At 57.0% G+C, this 18,679-nt stretch carries 13 protein-coding genes and 1 pseudogene; 7 read left to right on the top strand and 7 right to left on the bottom strand.

Translation table 11 applies throughout. From position 1 onward, the window contains the following. The first annotated feature begins 15 nt into the window (after window positions 1-15). From nirB to cobA, 3 genes and pseudogenes are all read left to right on the top strand, one after another. Complete coding sequence (gene nirB, locus J1781_RS03730) at window positions 16-4,215, top strand: nitrite reductase large subunit NirB (protein ID WP_217233227.1); 4,200 nt, start codon at window positions 16-18, stop codon at window positions 4,213-4,215. Then, window positions 4,212-6,884: a nitrate reductase gene (locus tag J1781_RS03735; RefSeq protein ID WP_217233228.1), complete on the top strand. Its 2,673-nt coding sequence runs from the start codon at window positions 4,212-4,214 to the stop codon at window positions 6,882-6,884. Before nirB ends, J1781_RS03735 begins: the two co-directional genes overlap by 4 nt. Before the next feature lie 26 nt (window positions 6,885-6,910). Then, window positions 6,911-7,678: pseudogene (gene cobA / locus J1781_RS03740) on the top strand (uroporphyrinogen-III C-methyltransferase); the annotation flags it as partial. A 22-nt stretch (window positions 7,679-7,700) separates the two neighbouring features. On the opposite strand, the gene J1781_RS03745 reads toward cobA, so the two are convergent. From J1781_RS03745 to J1781_RS03770, 6 genes are all read right to left on the bottom strand, one after another. Further along, window positions 7,701-8,822 (bottom strand): M20 family metallopeptidase, encoded by a 1,122-nt coding sequence (locus J1781_RS03745; protein ID WP_217233229.1) that lies wholly within the window; start codon window positions 8,820-8,822, stop codon window positions 7,701-7,703. Next, entirely contained in the window at window positions 8,822-9,577 is a 756-nt protein-coding gene (locus J1781_RS03750; RefSeq protein ID WP_217138713.1) for a glutamine amidotransferase, read from the bottom strand. The genes J1781_RS03745 and J1781_RS03750 overlap by 1 nt, the downstream gene beginning before the upstream one ends. 13 nt (window positions 9,578-9,590) lie before the next feature. Continuing rightward, entirely contained in the window at window positions 9,591-10,670 is a 1,080-nt protein-coding gene (locus tag J1781_RS03755; RefSeq protein ID WP_217233230.1) for a phosphotriesterase family protein, read from the bottom strand. A gap of 3 nt (window positions 10,671-10,673) precedes the next feature. Continuing rightward, complete coding sequence (locus J1781_RS03760) at window positions 10,674-11,675, bottom strand: ABC transporter permease (protein WP_217138748.1); 1,002 nt, start codon at window positions 11,673-11,675, stop codon at window positions 10,674-10,676. Between the two features lie 19 nt (window positions 11,676-11,694). Further along, entirely contained in the window at window positions 11,695-12,441 is a 747-nt protein-coding gene (locus J1781_RS03765; RefSeq protein ID WP_217138747.1) for an ATP-binding cassette domain-containing protein, read from the bottom strand. 369 nt (window positions 12,442-12,810) lie between these two features. Further along, window positions 12,811-13,821: a LacI family DNA-binding transcriptional regulator gene (locus J1781_RS03770; RefSeq protein WP_217138711.1), complete on the bottom strand. Its 1,011-nt coding sequence runs from the start codon at window positions 13,819-13,821 to the stop codon at window positions 12,811-12,813. Between the two features lie 359 nt (window positions 13,822-14,180). Between J1781_RS03770 and J1781_RS03775 the strand changes: the two genes are divergently transcribed. Next, window positions 14,181-15,134: an ABC transporter substrate-binding protein gene (locus J1781_RS03775; protein ID WP_217138710.1), complete on the top strand. Its 954-nt coding sequence runs from the start codon at window positions 14,181-14,183 to the stop codon at window positions 15,132-15,134. 40 nt (window positions 15,135-15,174) lie between these two features. On the opposite strand, the gene J1781_RS03780 is transcribed toward J1781_RS03775, so the two are convergent. Beyond that, window positions 15,175-16,041, bottom strand: a complete 867-nt coding sequence (locus J1781_RS03780; RefSeq protein ID WP_217138709.1) for a PfkB family carbohydrate kinase — start codon at window positions 16,039-16,041, stop codon at window positions 15,175-15,177. 27 nt (window positions 16,042-16,068) lie between these two features. Here J1781_RS03780 and J1781_RS03785 point away from each other — a divergent pair, with 27 nt between their 5' ends. The 3 genes from J1781_RS03785 to J1781_RS03795 all read left to right on the top strand — a co-directional run bounded on the left by J1781_RS03785 (window position 16,069) and on the right by J1781_RS03795 (window position 18,679). Further along, window positions 16,069-16,911 carry a BtpA/SgcQ family protein gene (locus tag J1781_RS03785; protein ID WP_217158090.1) on the top strand — a complete coding sequence of 281 codons (843 nt, stop codon included), beginning with the start codon at window positions 16,069-16,071 and terminating at the stop codon, window positions 16,909-16,911. Between the two features lie 2 nt (window positions 16,912-16,913). Continuing rightward, window positions 16,914-17,561: a TenA family protein gene (locus J1781_RS03790; protein ID WP_217233234.1), complete on the top strand. Its 648-nt coding sequence runs from the start codon at window positions 16,914-16,916 to the stop codon at window positions 17,559-17,561. Between the two features lie 305 nt (window positions 17,562-17,866). Beyond that, window positions 17,867-18,679, top strand: coding sequence for an ABC transporter substrate-binding protein (locus tag J1781_RS03795; protein WP_235172886.1), 813 nt, complete (start codon window positions 17,867-17,869; stop codon window positions 18,677-18,679).

Below are 18,679 nucleotides of genomic sequence, written 5' to 3' on the forward strand. Positions count from 1 at the left end.
GGCGGGATAAGCGCAATGGATAAACCCACTCTGATAGTGATCGGCAACGGAATGGCGGGCGTACGGCTGGTGGAAAGGCTGTGCGAACGTGCGCCGGACCGTTACCGCATTTTGGTCATCGGCGAAGAAAATCAACCCGCGTATAACCGCATTCTGCTTACACCGGTACTTGCCGGGGAGAAACATTTCGATGAGATCGTGACCCATGACGCGCAGTGGTACAAACGTCACAACGTCACGTTTGTCGCCGGGGAGGCGGCGACAGAAATTAACCGCGCTGCCCGCAGGGTGCGGGCTGGCGGGCGGGTGTTTGATTATGACCATCTGGTGCTCGCCACCGGTTCGCGGCCTTTTATGCCGCCGGTGCCGGGCGCACAACTGCAGGGTATTCACGGTTTCAGAAATCAGCAGGATGTGGAAAACATCCTCCGCGGAGAGGACGACGGACAACCGGTCGCGGTGATTGGCGGCGGCGTTTTAGGGGTAGAAACCGCCGCCGCACTGGCGCTGAGAGGCATGCAGGTCAGCCTGTTGCATCGCGGCGCTCATCTGATGGACAGCCAGCTTGATGAACATGCCGCAGAACTGCTTCGTGTCAGCCTCGGGACACGCGGTATCAGGTCGGTTTTGCAGGCGCAGACGGTGGCATATGCCGGTGACCCTTCCGGCAACGTCAGAGCGGTGATACTCAGCGACGGGCGTGAAATTCCTGCGCGGCGCGTGGTGGTGGCCGCCGGTGTCCGGCCCGATATTGCGCTGGCGCAGGCTGCCGGACTGGATTGTGATCGCGGCATTCTGGTCAGCGACACGCTGCAAACCACCGACCCGGCTATTTCGGCCATCGGTGAATGCTGCCAGCAGGGGAACCTGACCGCCGGTCTGGTCGCGCCGTGCTGGCAACAGGCTGTGGCGCTGGCGGCCCGTCTGGCGGGTGCACCGGTCGTTTCTTCGGTGGAGCACAGGGCACCGCTGCGTCTGAAAGTAACCGGCATTGATCTGTTCTGCGCCGGTGAACTGCACGGCGGTGACGGCGAACAAATTCACACGATGTCTGATCCGGTTGTCGGTCACTACCGCCGCCTGTTGCTGCGCGACAACCAGCTTACCGGCGTACTGCTTTGGGGCGATATCAGCGACGGACCGGCGTACTTCGCCCGCATCAGCAATCCCGTCATCCACCGGATGCCACTGAGCATCTTCAGCCCCGGCGATGAACCGGCCGCTGACGGCCTTCCGCCCGTTAAATCAGAACAGTTACCCGCCGGGGTAACCAGGAGCACAGTAATGTCGAAACCCGTATTAGTTATGGCCGGACACGGCATGGTCGGCCACCATTTCCTGCAACAACTGGTCGAGCGTGAATTGCATCTTCAATACCAGGTAATTGTTTTTGCAGAAGAAAAGTCACCCGCTTACGACCGGGTACATTTGTCTGAGTTTTTCTCCGGTCGCAGTGCTGAGTCGCTGTCGGTGGTAGAAGAGGGTTTCTTTGAGTCGACCGGCATTGAACTGCGCCTCGGGCACAGTATCGGTCATATCGACACCCGCCACCGGTTTGTGGTTGATCATCAGGGGCGCCAGACGGCTTACGATTTGCTGGTACTGGCGACCGGTTCTTACCCGTTTGTGCCGCCAATTCCGGGCAACGATGCGCCGGGCTGCCTGGTTTACCGCACGCTGGACGATCTGGCGGCGATTCAGGCCTGTGCAGCCACCGGCAAAACCGGTGTGGTGGTGGGCGGTGGTTTGCTGGGGCTGGAAGCAGCGAATGCACTGAAACATCTCGGGTTGCAAACACATGTGGTGGAGTTTGCGCCCCGGCTGATGGGGGTTCAGCTTGATGAAGGTGGTGCCGCTATGCTGCGCCGCAAAGTTGAAGCGCTGGATGTGCAGGTGCATACCGGCAAAGAAACCCGCGCTATCGTGACCGGTGAAACCTGTCGCTATCGCATGGAATTTGCTGACGGCGGTCATCTGGAAACCGATCTGGTGCTGTTCTCCGCCGGTATCCGTCCGCGCGATCAGCTGGCAAAAGAGTGCGGGCTGGAGGTCGGGCCGCGTGGCGGCATTGTGATTAACGATCAGTGCCGTACCTCTGATCCGGCCATTTTTGCTATCGGCGAATGTGCCTTATGGAACGGGCAGATTTTCGGTCTGGTCGCCCCCGGCTACCAGATGGCGCGCACGCTGGCCGATACGCTTTCCGGCAGCGAGGTGGCGTTTAAAGGCGCGGACATGAGCACTAAACTGAAACTGCTGGGCGTAGAAGTGGCCTCAGTCGGCGATGCGCATGGCCGCACGCCGGGCAGTCAGAGTTATAGCTGGGTCGACGGTCCGGCGGAAGTGTACAAAAAAATCGTGGTCTCGCAGGACGGCAAACGCCTGCTCGGCGCGGTGCTGGTCGGCGACAGCAACGAATACAGCACGTTGTTGCAGATGATGCTCAACGATATGCCGCTGCCCGCCAGTCCGGAAAACCTGATCCTGCCCGTCAGTGCCGGTGCAGCGCCACACACGCCGGGCGTCGCGGCACTGCCGGACGGCGCGCAAATTTGTTCCTGCCATAACGTCAGCAAATCAGATATCTGTGACGCGGTGAAGGGCGGTTGCGGCGATATGGCGGCGGTCAAAGCCTGCACCAAAGCGGCGACCGGTTGCGGCGGCTGTGCAGCGCTGACCAAACAGGTGATGGAATTCGCGCTGACCGAAATGGGCGTAGAAGTGAAAAAAGACGTCTGCGAGCACTTTGCCTATTCACGTCAGGAAATTTATCACCTGGTGCGTATGGGCAAGCTTCGCAGCTTTGATGAACTGATTGAGAAACACGGCCACGGTCGCGGCTGTGAAATCTGCAAGCCGCTGGTGGGATCCATTCTGGCGTCCTGCTGGAACGATTACCTGCTCAAACCACAGCATTTACCGTTGCAGGACACCAACGATCGTTACTTCGCCAACATTCAGAAAGACGGAACCTATTCTGTGGTGCCGCGCATTCCGGCCGGTGAAATCACCCCCGACGGGCTTATCGCTATCGGCCAGATTGCAAAACGTTACAACCTCTATACCAAAATTACCGGCGGGCAACGGGTGGATTTATTCGGTGCCCGCCTCGAACAACTGCCAGAAATCTGGCAGCAACTGGTGGACGCCGGGTTTGAAACCGGTCACGCCTATGGCAAATCGCTGCGCACGGTGAAATCCTGTGTCGGTTCAAGCTGGTGCCGCTATGGGGTGCAGGATTCCACCAGGCTGGCGCTGCAACTGGAGAATCGTTACAAGGGGCTGCGCTCCCCGCATAAAATCAAAATGGCGGTCTCGGGGTGTACCCGTGAATGCGCCGAAGCACAGAGCAAAGACGTCGGCGTGATTGCCACCGAAAAGGGCTGGAACCTCTACGTGTGCGGCAACGGCGGCATGAAACCGCGCCACGCTGATTTACTGGCGCAGGACATGAGCACGGAAGATCTGATCCGCACCGTAGACCGCTTTCTGATGTTTTACATCCGTACCGCTGACCGCCTGCAACGTACCAGCACCTGGATGGATAACCTTGAAGGCGGCATGGATTACCTGCGTCAGGTGGTGCTGGAAGACAGCCTGCACATTGGCGCAGAACTGGAAAGTGAGATGAACGCAGTGGTCGGCACGTATCAGTGCGAATGGCAAACCACGCTGGCAGATCCGGACCGGCTGGCGCTGTTCCGCCCGTTCGTCAACAGCAGCGAGCCGGATGAAACGGTAGTGATGGTGACGGAGCGTCAGCAGGTTCGACCGGCAACGTCGCAGGAACGGGCTGTTATTGCCGTTAACGCGGTCAACCCGCCGGTGATGGCGGTGCAGGGCTGGGTGGCTTTGTGCGATCTGAGTGCCATACCGGCCAATGCCGGTATGGCGGCGCGGCTGGCTAACCGGCAGATTGCGCTGTTCCATTTGCCGGATCATCCGCAGCAGGTTTTCGCGCTGAGTAACCATGAGCCGGACAGCGACGCCAACGTGCTGGCACGCGGGCTGGTGGGTGATGTGCAAGGTGAGCCGGTGGTAATTTCGCCGCTGTACAAACAGCGTTTCCGTTTACACGACGGGCGCAGCGTGGACGACGCGCAGACGACACTGAACGTGTGGCCGGTGAAAGTGGAAAATGGCCGCGTCTGGGTACAGGAACAGCCGGGGGTGAAAACCGCCGACACCGACATTATCGCGACGGTCAGTGTATGAAAAAAACTGTTGCCACAACACCAGCACTGACCACCTGCGCCTATTGTGGCGTCGGGTGTGGTGTCAGCATGCAGCCGCAGGCCGGAGGGTTCAGTGCCAGCGGTGATAAAACACATCCGGCCAGTCACGGGCGTTTATGCGTAAAAGGCAGCGCGCTGGGAGAAACGCTGGGTTTACAGGGGCGGCTGTTGCAGCCGGAAATTGATCATCAGCCGGTCAGCTGGGCGCTGGCTCTCGATACGATAGCGCAGCGGTTGCGGGCGGTCATCGGCGAACATGGACCGCAGGCGGTGGCGTTTTACGGTTCCGGTCAGTTACTGACCGAAGATTATTATGTCGCCAATAAACTGATGAAAGGCTTTATCGGCGCGGGAAATATGGATACCAATTCGCGGCTGTGCATGGCTTCTGCCGTGGCGGGTTACAAACGCGCGTTCGGGGCCGACGCCGTGCCGTGCAGTTATCAGGATCTGGAACTGGCCGACTGCGTCTTGCTGACCGGGTCGAATACAGCATGGGCGCATCCTGTCGTGTATCAGCGGCTGGCGCAGGCCAAAAAGGACCGGCCACAGATGCGCATTATTGTTATTGATCCGCGCCAGACCGCCACCTGTGATATCGCCGATTTGCATCTGGCGTTGCAACCTGGCAGTGACGCGGCGTTGTTCTGTGGTGCGCTGAACGCGATGGCGGAGAGCGGAAAACTCGACAGCGCTTTCCTGCAACACCATACGCAGGGGGCTGAAGATGCCTTGCGGGCGGCGCGGGACTGGACAGTGGCGCGTACCGCCGCGTATTGCGGATTACCGGTGGATCAGTTGCTGGCGTTTTACCAGATGATAGGCCACAGCCAGCGGCTGGTGACGCTGTATTCGATGGGGATCAACCAGTCCGGTTCCGGCGTGGATAAATGCAACGCCATTATTAACCTGCACCTGGCAACCGGCCATATCGGGCGCGCGGGCTGCGGACCGTTTTCGATTACCGGTCAGCCGAACGCGATGGGCGGACGGGAGGTCGGTGGGCTGGCCAATCAGCTGGCGTCGCACATGGGCTTTACGCCGGAAGATATCAGCCGCGTAGGGCGCTTCTGGAAAAGTGACGTCGTAACAAAAACAGCCGGACTGAACGCTGTGGATCTGTTCCGCGCGGTAGAAGAAGGCCGGATAAAAGCGGTGTGGATCATGGGCACTAATCCGCTGGTATCGCTGCCGGATGCCGACCGGGTGCGGGCCGGACTGGCGCGCTGCCCGCTGGTGATAGTCTCTGACATGATGCGCGACACCGATACCACCCGCGCCGCGCATATCTGCCTGCCCGCGCTGGGCTGGGGCGAGAAAAACGGCACCGTGACCAATTCCGAACGCTGTATCTCGCGCCAGCGTGCGTTTCTGCCCGCACCGGGTGAGGCGAAACCGGACTGGTGGATCCTCTGTCAGGTCGCGCAGCGTCTGGGGTTTGCCGAAGCATTCGCCTGGCAGCATCCGGCGGAGATTTTCCGTGAACATGCGGCGCTTTCCGGCTTTGAAAATCACGGTTCGCGGGCATTTGATATCAGCGGGCTGGCGCAGCTTTCGGATGAGGAATGGGACACCCTGCGGCCTGTACAGTGGCCGGTGAATGCGGCAAATCCGCAGGGCACGACGCGCCTGTTTACGGATAACACGTTCTTCCATCCTGACGGCAAAGCGCGGCTGATCCCGGTCACGCCCAGGCTGCCGGTCAATCAGCCAAACGCTGCATATCCGCTGATCATGAACACCGGCAGGGTTCGTGACCAGTGGCACACGATGACGCGCACCGGTAAGTCAGCGCGGCTGATGCAGCACATCAGTGAACCGTTTTGTCAGTTTCATCCCGACGATGCGCCGCAGATCCGGTCCGGCGATCTGGTGCGCGTTGCCTCCTCGCACGGCTGGTTGTTGCTGCGCGCCGAACCTGATCCTCTGCAACGGCGCGGCAGTGTGTTTGTGCCGATGCACTGGAACAGCCGGTTCAGCCAGCAGGCACGGGTTGATGCGCTGATTGAAGCGCATGTTGATCCGCTGTCGGGACAGCCGGAAAGCAAACATATGCCGGTCAGCCTGAGCCGCTGGCCTGCCGCGTGGCAGGCCGAACTGTTTGTGCGTGGTGAAAATATTACGCCACCAGTGACGACGTACTGGAGCCTGATCACTCAGCCGGGTGTGACCCACTTTACGCTGGCCGACTCTTCGCTGCCGGCAGACTGGATGGCGTGGCTGAAGGAGTCTTACGCCACGGGCAACCTGATCTGCCAGACCGCGCACCTGGGCGATGACGGTTTCAGCCTGCTGGCCTGGTCTGACGGCGCGTTACAACTGGCGTTCTATGCCCGCCGCAGGCCGCCGTCACCCGACCGGCAGGCTGTGCTGGCGGCATTCACCACACCGCCGCACACGGCACAGCAGCGACTGGCATTACTGGCCGGCCGTGCCGGCAGCGATAAAAAACCCGCCGGTGCCATTATTTGCAGCTGTTATGCCGTGGGGGAAATGCCAATCACTGAAGCCGTCCGCCAGGGATGTCACAACGTGCAACAGCTTGGCGAAAAACTAAAATGCGGCACAAATTGCGGCTCATGCATTCCTGAACTCAAAAAAATCATTGCCGGTCAGCGTGCCACGCTGACGGCGGGAGACAGCCAATGAACAACATTCCCGAAAAAACATTACAGATGCAGCAGATCGCGCAAATTCTGGCGGGTGCCAGCCGGCGTAATCCGGTGTGTCGCGGTGAAGTCTGGCTGGTCGGAGCGGGGCCGGGGGATGTCGAGCTGCTGACCCTGAAAGCGCTGCGCGTGATCCAGCAGGCGGATGTGGTGGTGTTTGACCGGCTGGTGTCTGAGCCGGTGATGGCGCTGATCCCCGGCGAGGCGCTGCGTATCGATGCCGGTAAATCGACGCGCAATCACACGCTGGGACAGGAAGAAATTAATCAGTTGCTGGTCAGTCTGGCCCAGACCGGGTATCGCGTGGTGCGCCTCAAAGGTGGCGATCCGTTTGTATTCGGTCGCGGCGGCGAGGAGATGGCACATTGCCAGCAGCACGGCGTGCTGTGTCACATCGTGCCGGGTATCACGGCGGCGATGGGGTGTGCGGCATCCACGGGTATTCCGCTGACCCACCGCAGTCTGGCCCAGTCAGTGCGGTTTGTGACCGGTCATGGCGCACAGGGTGAGCCGGATGTTGACTGGCGGGCGCTGGCCGAAGCGCGTCAGACGCTGGTGTTTTATATGGGCATTGCCAACAGCGAAACCATCAGCCACCAGCTGATGGCGCATGGCTTACCGGGGACGACCCCGGTCGCAGTCATTGAGCGCGGCACCCGGCCGGAACAGCGGGTACTGACCGGCAGGCTGGAGACACTGGCAGACATGATCCTTACCGGACTGGTGCAAACGCCTGCGCTGCTGATTGTCGGTGAGGTGGTGGGGATGTACCGGCCGGTTTCTGCACAAGCTGCGGCTATTGCATCACCTGCCAGTCAGTCAGCAACTCGCCGTACAACGTTTCAGCTTGTGCCAGCCGGATCAGCAGGCAGTATTCGTCGGTCTGATGCGCCATTGCAGGCTCTCCCGGTCCGAGTATAACGCACGGCGGATTACCCAGCGCGGGCAGCAGCAGCGAGGCGTCGGTGAAATAGGGCACAATTTTCGCCTCTACCGGCCGGGCATGAAGCGGCTGGCAGCGGCGGTAAACATGGGTGATCCAGTTGTTTTCTGCCTCGCTGAGCACGGCGGGTAAATCCACCAGTGTCGAAATGGTCACCGTATTGCCCAGCGCTGTGGTGAGATTCTGCCGTATGGTGGCGTGTTGCAGGTTCGGTGCGGTGCGGATATCGACATCAAACTGCGTCTGATCGGGCACGGAGTTGATATTCAGCCCGCCGCTTATGCGCCCGACATTCAGTGTCGGCTTTTTCATCAGCGGATGCGGTGCACCCGGTTCGAAATGCTGTATTTTGCCGAGCGCCTCCGCAGCCAGATAAATGGCGTTGATGCCCAGCTCCGGCATCGCGCCATGCGCGGTTTTGCCACGGGTTTCACAGCGCAGCCACAACGCGCCTTTATGGCCGATCACCGGATAATTGGCGGTCGGTTCGCCGACAATCAGTGCGCCAGTTTCGGGCAGATCACCGGCATCAATCAGCGCTTTTGCGCCATCGCAGCCGGTTTCTTCGCCGCCGGTAATAATCAACACCACACCGGTTCCGGCGCGCAGGGTTTTCTGATGCACCACGCAGGCCACGGCAAATGCCGCTACCGCCGCTTTCATGTCGCTGGACCCGCGGCCATACAGCCGGTCTTCGGTGACATCCGCACCAAAAGGGTCGAACTGCCAGCCCTGATTACCCAGCGGAACCGTGTCCAGATGGCCGGTGAATGCCAGCGGCAGGCCGGGCTGACTGCCGGTGATGCGCGCAATAAGATTAAAACGTTTTTCGCCGAAACTGCGCAGCATCACGTCAAAACCCTGTTCCTGTAACCATCCGGCAAAAAAAGCCATACATCCGGCTTCATCGCCGGGCGGATTGATGGTGTTAAAGCCCAGCAGTTGCCGGGCGAGTGACAGTGTAACGGAGTTCATCAGGTGTTCTCCGTCAGCCAGTCCAGACAGTTGATCCACAACTGACGGTAACCTGGCCAGGCAGCAAACTCTTCCGGCAGCCAGTGCGCGGACATATCACTGGTCCACACCAGCGAGCGGCCTAGCTGGTATTCCCGCACCGCCACCAGCGGATGCGATGTGCCAGCCACGGTCGCCAGCAGCTTGCCTTCCGGATGCATCTCCACTTCGTTGTACCCCAGCAGCCACGGCCATTCGGGGGGAATATCAGTAAAAACTGCATGGGCTTCTTTGATCTGCGGATAACTGCCTTCCGGCGTTTCAATCCGGTCATCCCATGCCAGACAGCGCACCGGCAGCACTTTTTCTACAGCGGTATTGCGATAGCGTGCGCCGCCGTTAATGCCCTGAAAACTGTAATAGCCGCCAATCATCATCAGGCTGCCACCCGCCGCGACGTAATCATGAAGCAGCGTCAGGCGATTGGCGGTGCGCTGGCTTTTGAGCCAGGTATCCGGATGCAGCAGCAGGGTGTTTGCGCCGATGTCGGAAAGGATAATGGCATCCCACTGTTGCAGTTCCGCCAGCGTGAGCGGGAAACTGACTGGCGCTTCGTGGGCGGTCATATGGGTAAGGGCATAATCACTGTCGGCCAGTGCGGCAAGAAAACCGGTGGCACCGTTGTGCCAGGTGGCTGTGGCGAACTGATCGAAGCCTTTGACGTGGGTTGAGGTGCTGGTCCAGGATTCACCCACCAGCAAAACTTTCTTCTGCATCACTTTCTCCTTATTACCCACCAAAAACGCGCTGCGGGTTAGTCATCATCAGGTTTTCAAGCTGTTCACCGGTGACGCCGTGCCTGCGCAGCCGGGGAACGAAATGTTTGAGAATGTAGCCGTAGCCATGCCCGCCGTAGCGCGTCAGCATAGTTTTCAGAAACACGTCCTGCGAGAGCAGGATCTGACCGATAAAACCGTCATCAATCAGTTCCCGAATGGCCCGCGCGTTTTCCTCATCGGAAGGCGACTGGACATTTTCATCGGCGTAGTAGTAGCTCATGCCGATCATGTCGTATTCGAGAAACGCGCCGCGTTGTGCCAGTTCGCGCTGATAACGTTTATCGCTAAAACTCGGATTCATATGGCACAGCACGGTATGGCGCAGGTCGGCGCCTTCGTGCTCCAGTATATCCAGCACTTTGTGGCCGAGACGTTCCCAGCCGGGCAGATGCACTTCAACCGGCACGCCGGTGGTGGCACTGGCGCGTCCGGCAGCGCGTAACGATTTCTCTTCATCAGCGGTAAAACGGCTGGAGACTCCGATTTCGCCGATAACCCCGGCGATCACTTCCGGTTTTTCTTCTGCGCCGCCGACGTCATAAATCAGCTTCCCGGTGAGTTGCTCCAGGGAAATGGTTTTAACCCATTCCGGATGCGAGGGCTCGAGATACAGCCCGGTTCCCATCACAATATTCAGCCCGGTCAGGCGTGAAATTCGCTGCAATGCCTTCGGGTCGCGTCCAATACCGATATTGGTCGGATCAACCACTGTCTGACCGCCCAGCGCGCGGTACTTCATCAGTTCTTCAATTGCCACATCCACATCAAACAACTGGCAGTTGTCGCGGCTCATCAGCGGATTAAGTGACAATTCGCCCAGATTTTCGATTTTCACCGGCATCTCAGCCACATGCCGTTCGCTGCAACAACAGGGCGCGACCCATTTGCCTGAGGCATCCAGCAGAATGTGTTCGTGCATCAGCGTCACGCCCATGTCCGCCAGAGGCAGAGGCCCGAGTACCGTCATCACATGGCCGCTGTTTACCCCGACCGGCAGCGGATCGGCGTGACGGAAAATAGATCCTTTCATCGGCTATCCTTTCGACGGCGAACGCGCCGGGTTGAGAATGCGGGTGTTCAGCCAGATGGCCAGCAAAATGATGGTGCCGGTGGCAATCTGGGTATAGAACGGTGAAATGTGCGACAGGATCAGGCCGTTCTGGATAATCGCAATCGACATCGCGCCCAGCAGGGTGCCGAGAATAGTGCCGAACCCGCCAAACAGACTGGTGCTGCCCAGCACCACGGCGGCAATCACCTGCAATTCAAAACCTTCGCCCTGATTTGAGGAGCCGCTGCCAAGCCGCGCGGTAATGATCATCCCCGCCAGTGCGGCGGCCATGCCGCTGATGACATACACCCGCAGCGTGACGGATTTGGTGTTGATACCGCTGCGGCGGGCGCCTTCGGCATTGGCTCCAATGGCGGTGACGTAACGGCCAAAACGCATATGATTGAGCGCAATGTGCGCGACCAGCAGGAGCACAATGCCGATCAGCGCAGGCATCGGGATCCCCAGCACCCAGGCGCGGCCCATGAAGGTGAACAGGCTGTCAGCGGGTATCGGAATTGAATAACCCTGGGTTATCAGCAAGGCGACGCCGCGCACCACTGCCAGCATGGCGAGGGTGACGATAAATGCGGGAATACCTTCGCAGGCGATAAAGAATCCATTGATCGCGCCGACCAGTCCGCCAAGCACTAAGCCGCCAATCAGCACCACCGGCCAGGGCAGTCCCCAGTGATTGAGCGCAATGGCCGACAGTGCACCGACCAGTGCCAGCGTTGAACCGACCGAAAGATCTATGCCGCCGGTGGTGATCACCAGAGTCATGGCCGCCGCCACAATCAGCAGCGGCGCACTCTGGCGGATGATATTCAGCCAGTTAGTGGCACTGAGAAAACTACTGGTGATCAGTGAAAACACCACGCAGCAAAAAATGAAAAACAGCGCGATGCTGATCACGCCCGAGTGGTTATGCAGCATGCGACGCGGCAAAGAATGCCGGATAACGCGTGTTCCGCTTAAGTTGATCATACTCATCCCGTTTACCTCAGTGCGCGGCGGCAGATTGTGCAGTGAATTTCTCGCCGACAATAAGATTAACGATGTCGGCCAGGCTGGTTTCTGCCACCTGACGCTCCGCCACATTAGTGCCTTCGTACATCACCATGATGCGGTCGCAGACCAGGAATAAATCCTGCAACCGGTGGGTAATCAAAATCACACTGACCCCGCGCGCACTGACGCGGCGGATCAGATCCAGCACGGCTTCCACTTCTGCCACGGCCAGCGCGGCGGTCGGTTCGTCCATGATCAGCACTTTCGGCCCGAACGCCGCCGCACGGGCAATCGCAATCGCCTGACGCTGCCCGCCGGACAGGTTGCGCACCAGCAGACGGGTATCCGGAATCGAAATACCCAGACCTTTGAGCATTTCACCGGCATCAGCGTGCATTTTTGTCTGATCAAGAAAGGGGATACCGAGCACATGTTTCAGCGGCTCGCGTCCCATAAAAAGATTGCCAGCGACGTCAACCGTGTCGCACAGCGAAAGATCCTGATACACCATTTCGATATGACAGCGGCGGGCATCCGCCGGGTTGGTAAAGTGCATCTCTTCGCCGTCAATGCGGATCGCACCGCTGGTCGGCACAACAGCGCCGGACAGCACTTTGGTCAGCGTCGATTTGCCCGCACCATTATCCCCGACCAGCCCGAGCACTTCGCCGGGTTGCAGTTTCAGGTTCACGCCACGCAATGAGCGTATCGAACCGTAGGTTTTGGTGATATTGACCATCTCTACCCGCGCTACTGCGGGCTGTGCCTGTTGCATCGTAAACTCCTGTGGTCAGACATAAGGTGTAAGAGACTGAGGCATAAAGAAAAGTGTTCTGTCATTCACGGCTTACAACCTTGTAAACCGGTTTACCTAAATGACAGAACGGTTGCCTGGGCCCTGGGTCAAAACGCTGCACTATTTGTTCGCCACGGGGAATTAAGCAGCTTCTATGCCAGAGACGAAAAGGAAGGAGAGGAAGTGTTTCTAAGGGGTTGAAATAAGGTTAAATAATTTTAAATTATCCAGTAAACCGGTTTACTTGCTGTGACTGTTTTGCGCAAGTTTTGCGCCAAAATCGTGCATAAGTTGCGCCATTGTGGCGTGGGTTCAGCGAGGATGGATGGAGTCCCGGCCGATCCAGCTAACGGGAAGACGTGTTTCAGCCGGGACATTTTCCTCGCCATTCAGCAGGCGTAACATCAGGCTGACGGCGGTGCGGCCCAGCTCCCGCGCGGGCTGGCGGATGGTGGAGATACGCGGTTGGGTGAAGTCGGCGTAGCTGGCATCATCGAAGCCAACCAGCGAAAGTGCCTCCGGTGCCCGCAGGCCAAGATCACGCAAACCATCGAGCAGCCCGAGCACTAAAAAGTCGCTGGCGGCAAAGACGGCGGTAGGGCGTTTTTCATGGCTGAACAGCTGATGCAGCGCGCGCTGACCGAACTCACGTTGGTACTCGCCATACATCACCCACTCGGGCGGACAGTGTAAACCGGCCTGCTCCAGAACAGTGCAGAAACCCTGATAGCGTTCCCTCACGCTCATCAGCGCATCCGGCCCGCCGATAAACGCGATATCGCGGTGACCGGCGGCGATCAGATGCTGGGTCGCCAGCATGCCGCCCTGAACGTTATCGGCAAAAACTTTCGGCGCAAGACTGCCGGGAATGTCCTCGTCGAGCAGGACAATACGTTGGTGGCGCTGAATTTCCTTGCGCAGTTTGCCGTTATCGGGCCGGTTGGTCGTGAACAGCAAACCCTCCACCTGACAGGTATCCAGCCAGTGAATAAACTGGCTTTCTTTCTCAGGATTATTGCGGGTGATGCACAGCACCAGGCTGTAACCGTGCTCGAAAGCGGCTTCTTCTGCGGCATCGGCCAGTTCGGCAAAGAAGGGGTTGGTGATATCCGGCAGCACCAGACCGAGGGTTTCGCTGCCGCCTTTGCTCAGACGTCGCGCCAGGCTGTTACCGCGATAATCGAGCTGGGTAATGGCTGCTTCAATCCGGCTGACCGTGCTCTGCGGAAGCACGATACTGTTGTTCATATAGCGCGAAACGGTGGCCTTGGAGAGACCGGCAAGATTTGCTACATCCGATAACAGCACGCGTTTTTTCATCATCAGGCCACGTTGGAGAAAGGGTATCTGTAACATAACTAATCGTCGCAGTTATAGCATTTTCCGGCAATGAAACGCAGGATGAAATTAGCACTTGACAAAAACTCTGACTCAGAGAATTGTAATAGGCAGTTTACCTGCACCACCGGGAAGCAATTCCCCACCGATGAAAAACATTTTATCTGCGCACCGTAATGGACGGGTTGCCTGAATGTTTTTTAGCGGCCTCAGCCATCTGCCTGATATTTATCTTCAGGCGAACCGGCGATTGATTTGCTATTTGTCCTGCCAAAACACTGACTGCACCTGCGTATTTACGCCGGGGCAATGCTGGTTATAACTCAAATTCCAAGAGGACATTGATGATGTTATTTAACACCGGGAAATTTCGTGTTTTAGCGCTGGCAACGGCGATATTAGCGTCAGGCACTTATATGGCGAATGCAACAGCGGCAGCTTCTACTTATGCTCTGGTGCAAATTAACCAGCAGGCACTGTTTTTTAACCAGATGAATAAAGGCGCGCAGGACGCAGCAAAAGCCAGTGGTAAGAATTTAGTGATTTTTAACGCCACGGATAATCCGGTGGCGCAAAATGATGCCATCGAAAACTATATTCAGCAGGGTGTCAAAGGCATCCTGGTTGATGCCATTGATGTAAACGGAATTATGCCCGCGATTAAAGAAGCCGCAGCGGCAAAAATCCCGGTGATCGCCATTGATGCCGTGTTGCCAGCAGGACCGCAGGCGGCGCAGGTCGGGGTGGATAATACCGAGGGCGGCAAAATCCTCGGTAAATATTTCCTCGATTACGTGCACAAAGATATGGACGACAAAGCGCGCATCGGCATTGTCGGGGCACTGAACTCAGCGATTCAGAACGACCGCCAGAAAGGCTTTGTCGATACTCTCAAAGCCAATAAAAAAATCACCATAGCGGATGTGGTGGACGGACAAAACATTCAGGATAACGCCATGACTGCGGCGGAAAACCTGATCACCGGTAACCCGGACATGACGGCTATTTATGCTACCGGTGAACCGGCACTGCTCGGGGCCATTGCCGCGGTGGAAAACCAGGGGCGTCAGAAAGACATCAAAGTGTTTGGCTGGGATCTGACGGCGAAAGCCATCAGTGGCATTGACGGGGGCTATGTTGTGGCCGTATTGCAGCAGGATCCTGAGCAGATGGGCGCACAGGCACTGAAAGCCCTGAATGACATTACCGCCGGAAAAACCGTACCGAAGCGCATTCTGGTGCCAGCCACGGTGGTGACCAAAGCTAACGTGGATACCTATCGCACGATGTTTAAATAAGACACTAACCGGTCTGTATAAAGCAGACCGGTCAGTTTTTTTATCCGCGGTGGCTGAGGAGTGTTTTCAGTTCGGCCACATCGGGAAACGCACTGCAGGTACCGGGACGGCTGACGGTGATAGCCGCCGCCAGGCTGGCGTGAGTGAGTGACAGGGCATCGATTTCAGTTTTGCGAAGCAGCGCTGATGCCAGCATCACGGCGAGAAACGTATCGCCCGCACCGGTGGTATCCACCGCCAGTGCCGGGGTTGCCGGGCAAAACTGTTGTTGCGAGGCATTGATAAGCATTGCCCCGCGCGCGCCCTGCGTTATCACCAGATTGCTCACACCGGTGGGTTGCAACTTTTCGGCTTCGGGCTGGTTGAGCACCGCGATGTCAACCCAGGGCCACAGTTGGCTGAAGCCATCGCGCACCGGCGAAGGGTTAAACACCGTGGTCATACCGCGCTGTTTGCCCAGTAAAAGCAGGTCACGGGTTTTCTCAAACGAGAAGTTGCCTTGCAGCAGCAGAATATCGCCAGGTACGGCCCGCACCAGCGCCCGGGTGATGATCTCAATGCTGAGTGAATCCGCCGCCGTGGTCGTGGTAATGATGGCGTTATCGCCATCGGCACAGTTAAATATCAGTGAGGTATCGCTGTTGCAGGGGAATAAATATTCAGGCGCATGGTGCAGGGGTTCGTGATGAATTTTTTCGTAAATCCAGCGACCGTTCAGGTCATTTCCGATGGCGGCAATTAATGTTGTATTAATTCCACAGCGGGACAGCAGTATTGCCTGATTTGCTCCTTTGCCACCGATGTCTTGTGATATTTTATTACCATGAACAGAGGATCCTTTTGCGGGGATATCTGCTATTGCCCAGGTTTCATCGACAGTAATATTACCGACAACATAAACACACATTGTGTTTCCTTAAACAGGATTAAGAAGATGTCTTCTATATCAGCAGAAAAAATCAATGCAATACAAGATATTTTTTCAAGAAAGAAAGCGGTGATTGGCGTTATTCATTGTGACCCTTTTCCCGGCTCACCAAAATACACGGGAAAAAGTGTTGCTGATATTATTGAGCGTGCACTTCGCGATGCGGATAATTATATTTCCGGCGGCATGCATGGCCTGATTATTGAGAATCATGGCGATATTCCTTTTTCCAAACCGGAAGATATCGGCCCGGAAACCGCCGCGCTGATGGCGGTGATCACCGACCGTATCCGCACCCGTTTTGATGTGCCTCTGGGTATCAACGTGCTGGCGAACGCCGCAATTCCTGCACTGGCGACCGCGCTGGCAGGCGGCGCGGATTTTGTGCGCGTCAACCAGTGGGCCAATGCGTATATCGCCAACGAAGGATTTATCGAAGGCGCGGCAGCCAAAGCATTACGCTACCGCAGCCAGTTACGTGCTGAAAATATTCGTGTTTTCGCCGACAGCCACGTTAAACACGGCAGCCATGCGATAGTGGCCGATCGCTCTATCAAAGAACTGACGCGTGATGTCGATTTCTTTGAAGCCGATGCGGTAATCGCCACCGGCCAGCGTACCGGGGACAGTGCAACGCTCAGTGAAATTGACGAAATCCGCAGTGCAACCGAACTGCCATTGCTGGTCGGTTCGGGGGTCACGCCGGATAATGTGGTGGAAATCTTGTCGCGTACTCAAGGGGTGATTGTTGCCAGCGCCCTGAAAGAAGGCGGTGTGTGGTGGAATGATGTGGAACTGGCGCGCGTGAAACATTTTATGGCCGCCGCCCGTGTGGCACTGGAGGAATAATGATGGAAACTTTCAGCGAGCGTCTGCTGCGCGAACATCAGGACACCTGGCAGGCGATGCAGCAACACCGTTTTGTTTGTGATATTGAGCAGGACCGGTTGCCAGCGGAAGTGTTTAACCGTTATCTGGTGTTTGAAGGCCAGTTTGTTTCCACTGCAATTGCGATTTTTGCGCTGGGTATCAGCAAGGCACCGGATATCAGCCAGCAACGCTGGCTGACTGGCGTGCTGAATGCGCTGTTGGATACGCAGATCACCTGGTTCGACGCCGTGCTGGCAAAACGGCAGGTCAGCCCCGCGGATTATCCGAACGATTTACCCGGCGTCATCCGTTTTCGCGACGGCATGCTGAACGTTGCCCGCGAGGGCAGTTATGCGCAATTTATCGTCCTGATGTTTGGCGCGGAATGGATGTATTACAGCTGGTGCAAGCGTGTCAGTGAGAAGAGCCTGTCCGACGAAGATATCCGCCGTTGGGTAGAACTGCATGCGGAGGAGGAATTTTTCCAGCAGGCAGGCTGGCTGAAAACGGAACTGGACCGATGTGCACAAACGCTCAGTGAGGCTGAGAAATCGGCATTATCAGCGCTGTACGATGACGTATTGCGATGGGAGATTGATTTTCATACGCAGGCATATGGGGAGGAATAGGTCAGCAGTATTTCCACTCCAACTCCAACTCCAAGGTTAAGACCGTGGGCATCAAGCCCAGGGTTTTAAAATGAGCAAGCGGAATTTCCATTTCAACATTCAGTGAACCCATCCGAAAAGCTTATGCTTAATTGATCCATCTATATCCTTTTTTGTTAGTGGCACCGACCTCATTCCTTATGCAATCCTCTGACTCACAAAAGAAAAAAAATTAAATCTCCTGCTTTGTAAATTTGGGGCGCGAGCCCTCTGCAGACTATTCATAAGGAAAAACGATGGCCGTTATTCAGTTTAATAAACGTCAAATGACAACAAGCAAAATTGCTGCCGGTTTGTTTCTGGCACTCAGCACGCTTTCCACTTTTGCCGCCCATGCTGACCAGCTGGCGGATATCAAAAAAGCCGGTGTTGTGAAAGTGGCGACTTTTGATTCCAATCCGCCGTTTGGGTCTGTGGATGCGAAAACGCACGATATTGTCGGTTATGACGTCGATTTCGCCAAAGCGCTGGCGAAAACACTGGGTGTGAAATTGCAACTGGTGCCGACTAATCCGGCCAACCGTATTCCGTTGTTGCAGTCCGGCAAGGCGGATCTGATCGTGGCTGATATCACCATCACGCCGGAACGCGCGAAAGTAATCGACTTCTCCGTGCCTTATTTCGTCACCGGCCAGCAGTTCCTGGTGCCTGCGGGTTCACCGGATAAACTGGATGCCTATGCCACGGCGCGCATTGGCGCGGTGAAAGGCACCACCGGCGAGCAGGAGTTGCATAACCGCTTCCCGCAATCCCGTGTGTTGTCTTATGACGATATTCCGCTGGCGCTTTCCGCTTTACGTAACGGCAACGTGCAGGCGATTACCCAGGACAGCACCATTCTGGCCGGTCTGCTGGATGGCGCGCCGGACAAGGCAAAATATAAAGTGCTGCCTGAATTACTGAGCAAGGAAGAGATTGGCGTTGGCGTGAAAAAAGGCGAAACCAGCCTGCTGAAAGTGGTCAACGACGAACTGCTGAATCTGGAGAAAAATGGCCAGGCGGTCAGCATTTATAACGTCTGGTTCGGCCCGCAGACTAAATCTCCTCAGCCGCGACTGTTCAAAATTGAAGCCAAATAA

Source organism: Rahnella perminowiae (assembly GCF_019049695.1).
Classification (GTDB): Bacteria; Pseudomonadota; Gammaproteobacteria; order Enterobacterales; family Enterobacteriaceae; genus Rahnella; species Rahnella perminowiae.